The sequence below is a fragment of the Kitasatospora sp. NPDC059599 genome (genome assembly GCF_042735125.1).
Lineage (GTDB): Bacteria > Actinomycetota > Actinomycetes > Streptomycetales > Streptomycetaceae > Kitasatospora.
Genome location: NZ_JBHWCL010000288.1, coordinates 1 through 3,449, shown reverse-complemented (window position 1 = coordinate 3,449; position 3,449 = coordinate 1). Strand labels below are relative to the sequence as shown.

1 protein-coding gene and 1 pseudogene are annotated in these 3,449 nt (G+C 73.6%); both read left to right on the top strand.

All coding sequences use genetic code 11. The features are described from left to right. Positions 1-174 precede the first annotated feature (174 nt). A complete protein-coding gene (locus tag ACFV04_RS43570; protein ID WP_380348225.1) occupies positions 175-771 on the top strand; it encodes a hypothetical protein in 597 nt (198 codons plus the stop codon). A 279-nt stretch (positions 772-1,050) separates the two neighbouring features. Then, positions 1,051-3,449: pseudogene (locus ACFV04_RS43565) on the top strand (hypothetical protein); the annotation flags it as partial.

Genomic DNA, 3,449 nt, shown 5'->3' with positions numbered 1-3,449 from the left:
GGGGCGGGGGGCCGCCCCCCCCGGCCGCCCCCGGCCCGGTCCGACGACGAGCCGGGATCCGGACCTCCGGGTGCCCGCCGCCGGAGTCCCCCGCCCACGGCGGTGCCACCCGCGCACGAGCTTCTTCGAACCGCACGACCGGAACACACCTCTCCCTCTCCCAAGGAGTTCAGCATGTCCCGCATCAGCGCCCGTCTGGCCTCGTCCGGTGCCGCCGTCGTCCTCGCCCTGACCGCCGCGAGCGGTGCGGCCGTCGCGGACACCCCCGCCACCACGCCGGCCGCCGGCCAGGCCGTGATCACCACCGACGTGAGCTTCCTGTCGAACGCCGCGCGCAACGGCATCGTGGTCATCCCGCTCCAGCCCGCCAACCCGGCGTTCGACCCGAACGCCGGACTGACCGTGACCCTCCCGGTGAGCGGCGGCGCCGCGAACATCCCGGCGTTCTACGGCGACGTGCAGTTCGGCGGCGGCCTGCTCTTCCTGAACCTCGCCACCGGCCGGAGCGTGACCTTCAAGCAGCTCGACTTCTCGGTCGCCAACGGCTACTTCACGGCCGTGCCGAACGGCTCGACCACGCCCGTGCCGCTGCTGGACCCGGCCGGCGACAACGTGATCAACCGCACCGGCCTCACCCAGAACCTGAACTCCTCCAGCTTCCAGGTGGACGCGGAGGGCGCGAGCTACCTCGACGCCAAGCTCGGCACCGCGTTCTTCACCGCCGGCCAGCAGATCGGCAAGCTCGCGCTGTCCTACACCCCGGCGCACTGAGCCCCGGCGGGCCGGACCCCGCCGCACCGAAACCCCGGCGGGCCGCACCCCGCCGCGCCGGACCGCGGATCGGCGGGCCCGCGCCTCGGCGTGGGCCCGCTGCTTGTGGAGTTCCCAACTCCGGTACGGAGTCGCCGCGTTGTGGTCTCGTACATCTGGCCGACCGGATCCCGCCACATCCGGCTGGCCGAATAGTACGCACGGAACCGTCCGTCCCCAGCGCGATCGACTCCCTCGCGCCGCCTCCCTCGGCGGCCCGCATCCCCCGGAGGCCCCGCCATGAGAAACCGCGTACCCGACCCGAGAGACCGAGGGCGGTGGCGCCGTCGACTACCGGCCCTGGCGTTCTCCTGGGCCGTCGTCGCGGCGCTCGGCGTCGTTCCGATCGGGTTGGGCGCGGTGCCGCAGGCGCACGCCGACTCGGCCGTGACGGTGCCGGGCCCGAAGGTCTGGATCCCGGCCACCAAGCAGTACGGGCCGGCGGGCAGCGTGACGGTCTCCCAGACGGCCAACCTCACCAACCAGGTCCTCCAGGTCTCCTGGACCGGCTTCACCCCGACCGTCGCGATCGGCGACAAGTCCCCGGTCGCGGTGGCGCAGAAGGAGTCGACCAAGATCCTCTACGCGGTGCGGATCTACCAGTGCCGCGGCACCGACCCCGCGGTGACCGACTGCTACGGCAGCACGCTCTACGGCGGCGACCGGTCGAAGGGCTTCGAGCAGCCGCCGCGTCCGACGCGCCTGGAGACGCCGGAGTGGCCCTCCAACCAGGTGATCGCCGCGACCGGGCCGGACGGTTCGGGTACCGCCTCGATCGAGGTGTGGAGCGCCAAGGAGAGCGCCACGCTCGGCTGCGACGCGACCCACCCGTGCTCCCTGGTGGTCGAGCCGAACTACGGCGGTGACCCGCTCGACCTCTTCCAGGTCCTCGACGGCGGAGCCGACTGCGAGTTCCACGACCTGGACGACGACCCGGACGGCTTCACCGCCGCCGACGGCATCATGCGCCCCGGGCCGGCCTTCCAGAACTGGAAGACGGGGAACCGCACCAGCGAGCAGTGCGCCTGGAAGCACCGGACCGTGGTCCCGCTCGGCTTCGCCCCCACGCCGGACGCCTGCGCGGCGAGCAACCAGGCCTTCGGGACCGCCGGTCTGGAGATGGCGAACCGGGCGATGCAGCAGTGGCGGGCGGGCCTGTGCCTGGGCGGCTCGCCGATGACCGTGGGCTACGTCCCGGCCGGCGGCGAGCCGCAGGCCCGGGCGGCGTTCCTGGCCGGCAGCAGCACCACGGAGGTCGCGCTGACGGCCCGGCCCGACGGTTCACCGGCCCCGCGGCCCTACGTCTACGCGCCGCTCGCCACGACGGGCATCTCGGTCACGTACGTGGTCGACGACCCGTCCACCGGCCGGCAGATCCGCGACCTGAAGCTGAACGCCCGGCTGGTGGCCAAGCTGCTGACCCAGTCCTACGCCACGCCCGGCGCGGCGATCCCCTCGGTGGCCGGCAACCCGGTGTGCCTGTTCACCGACCCCGAGTTCAAGCAGCTGAACCCGGAGACCACGGCCAACGGGATCCACTGGCCGAGCAGTTGCGGCGGGATCCTGACGATCTACCCCGGGGTCCCCGGCGGCACCACCGACCTGACCTACCAGGTGACCTCGTGGCTGGCGGCCGATCCGGACGCGGCCCGGTTCCTCGACGGCGAGCCGGACCCGTGGGGCATGCACGTCGACGGCTTCTACCTGAAGCCGAAGTTCGCCGGCTACCCGACGGAGGCCTTCCAGACCCAGGACTTCACCGGGCCCGACCGGGACGACCCGGGCGTGGACTACCGGCACTGGAAGCAGTACGAGTGGAACCCGTCCATCGACGGCCTCGGGCGCGTGCTCCGCAACCTGATCCAGAACCAGCCCAACTGCCAGGAACCGAACATCGACCCCGCCACCGGCGGCCACAAGGCGTGCGCCGCGCAGCTCCCCGGCCAGCGGGCGATGCTCGCCATCATGGACACCGCCCAGGCGAAGGCGTTCTCGCTGCCCGAGGCCGCACTGCTCAACCCGGCCGGCTCCTTCGTGTCGCCCACCACGGCCGGCTTCCAGGCCGCCGTCGCCGACATGCCGACCGACGCCGCCACCGGGGTCCAGCAGCTGCCCTACGGCACGCCCGACACCGCGTTCTCGCGTGACCAGCGGGCGTACCCGCTGAGCGTCGTGCAGTACGCGATGGTGCCCACCGGCGGACAGTCCGCCGAGAAGGCCGCCGCGATCTCGCGGTTCCTCAAGACGGTGACCACCGACGGCCAGACGTACGGGCTCGCCCCCGGGCAGCTCGCCCAGGGCTACCTGGCGCTGACGCCCGCCCAGCGGCAGCAGGCCCAGGAGGCCGTGCAACACGTCGAGGCGCAGGACGGCAAGCTGCCGGGCAACCAGACCGCGCCGCCGACCCCGGGCACCGACCCGGGCACGCCGGAGAGCGGGAACGGCGGCACCCCCGCGGCCGGTTCCGGCGGCACGACCGGTGGCACCACCCCGGTGACCGAGTCCGGCACCGGCGGCTCCACCGCCGACGGCGGCTCCGGCGGCACCGGGGCCGGCTCCTCCGACGGCCTGGCCGGCAGCGGCTCCTCCGGGAGTGGGCTGTCCGGCACCGGTACGAGCGGGGCGGGTACGGCCGGGGG

Coding starts and splice junctions, on each gene's coding strand:
- ACFV04_RS43570 (WP_380348225.1), top strand. CDS start 175: ATGTCCCGCATCAGCGCCCGTCTGGCCTCGTCCGGTGCCGCCGTCGTC.